General features: G+C 31.6%; 3 protein-coding genes and 5 pseudogenes. 1 reads left to right on the top strand and 7 read right to left on the bottom strand.

Annotated features, from left to right (window positions below; all coding sequences use genetic code 11):
- Positions 1-315, top strand: a pseudogene (locus U881_RS10175) (peptide ABC transporter substrate-binding protein); the annotation flags it as partial.
- Between the two features lie 22 nt (positions 316-337).
- On the opposite strand, the gene U881_RS0100155 reads toward U881_RS10175, so the two are convergent.
- The 7 genes and pseudogenes from U881_RS0100155 to U881_RS10160 all read right to left on the bottom strand — a co-directional run.
- Positions 338-574: a hypothetical protein gene (locus tag U881_RS0100155; protein ID WP_024652878.1), complete on the bottom strand. Its 237-nt coding sequence runs from the start codon at positions 572-574 to the stop codon at positions 338-340.
- Positions 543-1,483: pseudogene (locus U881_RS11710) on the bottom strand (variable large family protein). The gene U881_RS0100155 and the pseudogene U881_RS11710 overlap by 32 nt, the downstream one beginning before the upstream one ends.
- A 213-nt stretch (positions 1,484-1,696) precedes the next feature.
- Positions 1,697-2,750: pseudogene (locus U881_RS10165) on the bottom strand (variable large family protein).
- A 561-nt stretch (positions 2,751-3,311) separates the two neighbouring features.
- A complete protein-coding gene (locus U881_RS12415) occupies positions 3,312-3,485 on the bottom strand; it encodes a hypothetical protein (RefSeq protein ID WP_160164744.1) in 174 nt (57 codons plus the stop codon).
- Positions 3,451-3,709 (bottom strand): annotated as a pseudogene (locus tag U881_RS13095) (variable large family protein); the annotation flags it as partial. The gene U881_RS12415 and the pseudogene U881_RS13095, both read right to left, overlap by 35 nt.
- 867 nt (positions 3,710-4,576) lie before the next feature.
- Positions 4,577-5,812, bottom strand: a complete 1,236-nt coding sequence (locus U881_RS0100115; RefSeq protein ID WP_024652876.1) for a variable large family protein — start codon at positions 5,810-5,812, stop codon at positions 4,577-4,579.
- Between the two features lie 356 nt (positions 5,813-6,168).
- Positions 6,169-6,537, bottom strand: a pseudogene (locus U881_RS10160) (peptide ABC transporter substrate-binding protein); the annotation flags it as partial.

Below are 6,537 nucleotides of genomic sequence, written 5' to 3'. Positions count from 1 at the left end.
TGGGGAACTTATTTGCATAATAGGCATTCTGGGAATTTTCAGATTGCTAGGGCAGGATGGGTAGGTCCTTATAGAGATCCAACATCTGTATTATCCATTTTTACAAGTAATAAATCTTATATTTCAACGTATAAATATTCAAATAATAAATATGATGGACTTTTTTTTGAATCTGATTTTGAAAGAGATTCTATTAAGAGACAAGATATTTTGAGAAAAGCAGAGGAAATAATAGTTGAAGAGGATTTCCCAGTTGCACCAATATATATATTCAATCAGTATAATATTCATAATTTGGAGTTGCTGTTCTTGTAGAAATTGCACTATTAGCAGTGACCTAATCTGTGATAGTTTGTCTATCAATAATAGCTAATGTAACCTTAACATCATCAAGAAACTTTACAGTTACATTAAAAGGATAATAATAAAGATCATTAAATGGACTCTCATAATGATCATCTCTCAATCTTAAATCTTTAATTAAATCAACAGGAATAGTTTCATTAAAGATAAAATTTATTTCACCATTTTGATAACTATAATCAAAACTTATAGGAACTATAATTAGAATCAATTTTCATTGCTTCTTTAACAGTCTTAAGTCCTTTATCAACTGTCTTTCTTATTGTTATTGTTAATGTATCTAATGCCTTAGTTACTGAACTTACTGTGGCTCCTTTAATTTCAGTAGATCAATATCAGCATTACTACTATTAGCAAACTTACTACCTTTAGTCATTGCTCTAGCTAATATAACAGCATCACCATTATCTTTCACAATGGCCTTAGTATATCATAACCAGTGACTGCTCCAACAATCTTAGCTGCATCAGCTGCCGATTTCTTGGCAAGCAGCATCAGCACCCCTGCAGTGTTGTTAACAAACAGTATACCTGCAGCAGCATTATTATCCCCTGCAGTACTACCATCTTCAACTTTTTTACTATCCCCAACATCAGGATTACCTTCATCTTTAAGTCCTACATCCACAATACTCTTAATTCCCTTCACTAAGCTCTCAACACCAGTTACAACAGAGCACACCCAAGAATTCTGGTTAACAACACTGCCAATTAGTTAAATACCTTCTGTACCAATAGCCTTGCTAACAGTATTTGCTCCGTCAATTATCTTATTAAGTCTAACTTTGACTGCACTCCCTACTCCAACAGCATACGTATTCCCTTCTTTTTTTATATCATATACAATACCATCAAGCTTATTCTTGATGCTTTCTACAGTCTCTTTAACTTTTTTAAAATAAATCCCCCCACATCCAACTTCTCAGTCTTCAAATTAAATCCTAATACACTCCCAACAATATCCCCAAAAGAAGTAAAAACATTGATAAAATCACTCCCCCCAAACTAACTAAAGATTATAAAAATTTATTCTTTGCCTTCTCTTCCTCTAGCAATCCATTATTAAATCCCATCATTAATACAAGCATCACCACCGTACTTCTCTTCACCACTCTACTCATACTTCTTCCTTATCTCTTTATTTTTCTCTTATAAAATACTAGAAAGCTAAAAAACAAAAATAAACAAATGATATATAAATTGAAATTTACTGGTTAAATGAACAAATGATGAATATTTAATAAGACATACTAAAATGAAAAAAAGGAAAACAACTATTCCTCATCAAAATCAAAGTGTTTTCCTTAAATAACTCTATAATTCAGTCTCACGACTTATTTAGTAGCAGGAATTTGAGTAGTACCAGCCTCTGGAACATTAATTCCAGTAGTCTCTGAGTATTTAATTCCCTTAACAGCATCTTTAATTTTACCAAGCTCAAGATTGACTGCCTTATTAATTATTGCATCCAATACTCTCAGCACCTTATTTACAGCACTTGCTGCTGCTGCCTTAACAATACCACTATCAGCATTGTTAGCACTAAACTTACCAGATTTAGTCATAGCCTTGAGTGCAACAGCAGCTGCCAAGTCTGCATTGGTAGCTGCCTTAGAACCATTAGCATGCCCAGGAGTACCAGTAGCTAATTCTCCGGCATCATTACTATCATTCTGATTAAGAGCACCATCCTTGATCTTAGCATTTTTTATCTTATCTATCATTGCCCAAGAATCAGCTTGAGTTAATACATCAGCTAATTTAGAGCCAGCTCCTTGATTAGCAGAACCACTGGCAGTAAGAACAGCAGGTGCATCAGCCGGACTAGCAGTATTCACTTCACCACCAGGATTTCCTTTTTCAATTTGCATACCAGAATTAGTAGCAGTTTCAATTATCGCTTTAACTTCTTTAATAATAGCTTCAACACTCTCTTTATGAGCAGCTACTGCAGCACCAGCAACATTATCACCAATATTAATACTACCTTCCTTAGTTACCTCAGCAAGTTTAGTGACAGAAGAAATTAGTTTTGAAATCACTGCACTAGAACTTTGAATAACAGCTTCAACTCCTTTAATATCAGCATTAGGAGTAGCAACTATTTCTTTCCCTAACTCAGCTAATTTATCCTTAGTATTCTTCAATCCATCTCCTATCTTTTTAAAATGTTCTCCCACTTTGCTCCTATTATCTTCAGGTTTAACCACATTAAATCCTAATACATCCCCAATAGCACTACAAAAAAAATCAAAAATGTCCTGTAATCCTTCTCCCGATCTTCACTAACGACTCTAAAAAACTATTCCTCTCCTCTAATCCCTCTTTCTCTGCTAACAACCCATCATTACATCCTATAACCACCACAACTAAACTGAATATAATCAACCCCCCCTTTAATTCCTATCATCTTCCCAATACCCCCTATATTCTCTTCACCTATAATATCTCTCATCATAATTTTCCCTCCTTAAAACTCTTCAACCCCCCCCCAATCTTAAAATCCCTCTTTATTTAAGCTCCCTTCTCTTCCCTATCTTCACTCTCTCACTAAGCCCATCTCACTAAGCCCATCTAACTTCTAAAAAAAGTTACTCGATCCAAATCCTTCTTTCTTAGCTTTTTAACACTACTCCAAAAATAAAAGCGAATAAAAATGAATAAATGATAGACACACATGATAAATGAATGATTAATAAAAAATATAAAAGAAATATATTGAAATTACTTGACTTAAAAAGAAAACATCTCCCCCTTATGCCTTACAAAACAAAAAAGAAATATTTCCTTTTAAATACTTTTAAAAATGACTCGCGTTATTTCTTTAATTCCTTTAATAAGTAAGTCCAAAATTGAAATTTCTGAGAGTTTAACATTCTAGTCTTTCACAACCTCAATAACAAAATCAACATCAAGTTATAACCCCCTCTTACGTCTTCTTTTCACCAGTCATCGACCCAATTGATTGTTGATTGTTGGTGCATCATCAACTGATTTCTTTACATCCTCAATAATTTCAGTATTACCATCAAATAATTCTCCTGCACCACCATATACCCCCCCCTTTAACCCTATTCGACCAAAATAACTAGATAAAAACAAAAAGAAAACAACTCTCATCAAAAAATGTATTATCCCTAAATGATTTTATTCCCTTAACTGCTTCCTTCACTTTTTTTAGATTGCCACTTTTAGATTGCTACTTAATGTTTTCCTTATTATCACATCAAGTATTAATAGTATTCGATTTACTGTACTCGTTGCTGCTATTTTAACCACATCAACACCTGCAATGTAAATTTACCATTTTTAGTCATCGCCTTAAGAACTACTGCTGCTGTTACATCAAGCAAGTACTCTTTGCTCCAGTATTAATAACATTCCCACTGGAACAGTTCCAGTAGATAGTGCTCATTGCCTCACTATTAGTGTTCTAAACAATATTCCCAACAGCATCGGCACTTGCCATTTTATCAATCATTGTCTACAAATCCGCTCTTAATACTTAACCTGCTAATTTTGCATCAGAATCAAAACCAACACCATTTTCTATTCATTCTTTTACTATTCTTTTTCCATTTTTTAATCATTAATTCAGTGAAAAAAAAATACAGCAAAAAAAAATAAAAAAAACGATAAAAAAATGTAAATAATATAAACAAAATTAATCTAAATAAAAACATTTAAACTACAAATACATTTTTCAAAAAAAATATTAAATTAAACAGGACAAATAAACAAATGTCAAATATAAATAAATTTCAAAAAAGCAAAAATACGTATAATTGTTATTTGTTTACAAGCATATAAATACTAAAGAAATATCTACACATATTTGCTTACATTTACAAAATAGAATTTGCACAATCATACTACTATTTTCTTTTAAACCCAAAATTTAAGAATTAATTGCTAATTTTTTCCCTATTTGAACCACATTTCTTTAACATTTTTTTATATTCTTATTTAAATTTTCTAGGATACTTAAGGATATTATATCAAGTTTTTTTTAAATTATTTCTCCTAAATACACTTATTTATCTTTTATAAAGAAAGCTATATAGAAAAGGAATTCTTAGCTTATGATCCCTTTTCTATATCGACGCTATCGACGCTTTCCAAATAATTTTACATTTCTTTGCAACCTTCAATTACCCATCACTAAATTTAATAGCAAATGCTAAAAATTTTAGCTTAAGTAACCCAAGATAATTTTAATTCTTGATAGCCTTGTTGATTTTCTCAATCTCAATTTTCACTGTCTGACTAATAATTGAACCAAGTGTATTCAATACTTTGTTAACAGCAACAGATGCAGCCTCTTTAATTTTTTGAGTATATTCGCTAGTAGTACCCTCACTACTTGGAACACTAAATCTACCATTCTTACTCATTGCCTTTAGTGCAACAGCAGCGGCAAGGTCTGCATTACTTTTTGCTCCAGCTCCCTTACTATCACTAGTATAACCAGTAATTAACTCTCCAGCATTATTCTCATTCTTTCCACTAATATTTTGACTTGTAACTGTAGCAGCCTTTATTTTATCAATCATTGCCCCCGCGTCAGCTTTAGATACTTCACCAGCAAGTGCAGAACCAGCTCCTACTCCTACACCACCTTGACCACCATTAAGAGCAGCAAGAGCAGCTGTATTAGTATTAGCCTCAACTTTATTTCCAGCATCTCCTACTTGAATACTTACACCAGAAGCTTTTGCAAGATCAACTATTTCTTTAACTCCATCTATGATATTTTTAACACTAGTTTGATCAGAAACTATAGAAGCCTTAGTTGAGCTATTGCCAATCTCTCCAATAGAAACATTATCATTACCAACAGCTTCAATTAATTTTTTGATAGCAGTAATTAATTTTTCAATAACTTCATTAGCTTTTTTAACCTCATTCACTCCAGAAACATTAGGTTTAGACGCTACATTTCCTGATGAACTATCTAATTTACTTTTAATATCTGTTAAACTCTTTTCTACTTGCCTAAAGTATTCTTTTATCTTACCCCTTTTATCATCAGATTTAATAGATGACGACCCAATGACAAAATCTTTTAAAACACCATCAACAACATTTACAACATCAACAACAACAGAAGCAATATTAGAAACAGCACCTAGACTTGAATTATCAGCAACATCAGAAGCCACGTCCTTTACAAGATTTAAAGCATCACCTGTAACCTGACTTACACCACTAATAATAGCGCCTCCAACTTCTTGGGCAACACCAATAACATCACCATCAACTGCTCCTACAATCTTTAAAGCAGCATTACCAACGCTATCTATTATGTGTCCTGGATCTTGCCCTATTATCTTTATTGCTGAATCTCGCAAAACATCTTTATCTTCATCTAGCGATGTTTTTAACCCAGCTATAACATCACATCCCACAAATAAATTCATCATTATTAATAAACTTAATGGTTTTTTCATCTAAACCTCCATTTTAACTTATATTTTTATAATATTATCTAATATAGATCACATATCCCAAAAAAAAGAAAAAAATCACACCAACATCAAATAAAATAAAAATATTGTATAAATCAAATTAGTATAAAACTAAAAATAAGATTGGAGCATTAACACTTCTTGACTATTAACAGAAAGATTTTCTTTATACATATAAGTAATGATAATAACTTTAATTATTTATTCGGTAAAAATTCAAGACTGAAAACTCTCATTGATAATCAATCTCTATAAATAGAATAATTATACAAACTTAACCAAAAATTCATAAAGAATTTTTGGTATATATTAATAAATATTAATTAAAACAAATTAAATTATTTCAACATCTTTATCGAAGATAATTCATAATTTTCTAATAAATTTGGTTGCCATCCACTCCATTTATCATTCCGAAACATATAGTTTGCAGATTGAATATATATTGGTGCAACTGGAAAATCCTCTTCAACTATTATTTCCTCTGCTTTTCTCAAAATATCTTGTCTCTTAATAGGATCTCTCTCAAAATCAGATTCAAAAAAAAGTCTATCATATTTATTATTTGAATATTTATACGCTGAAATATAAGATTTATTACTTGTAAAAATGGATAATATAGATGTTGGATCTCCATAAGGACCTACCCATCCTGCCCTAGCAATCTGAAAATTCCCAGAATGCCTATTATGCAAATAAGTTCCCCA

Origin of the sequence: Borrelia persica No12, assembly GCF_000500045.1 — a bacterium.
GTDB lineage: Bacteria > Spirochaetota > Spirochaetia > Borreliales > Borreliaceae > Borrelia > Borrelia persica.
The sequence above is the reverse complement of the archived record's forward strand: the minus strand, read 5'-3'. Positions and strand labels throughout refer to the sequence as shown.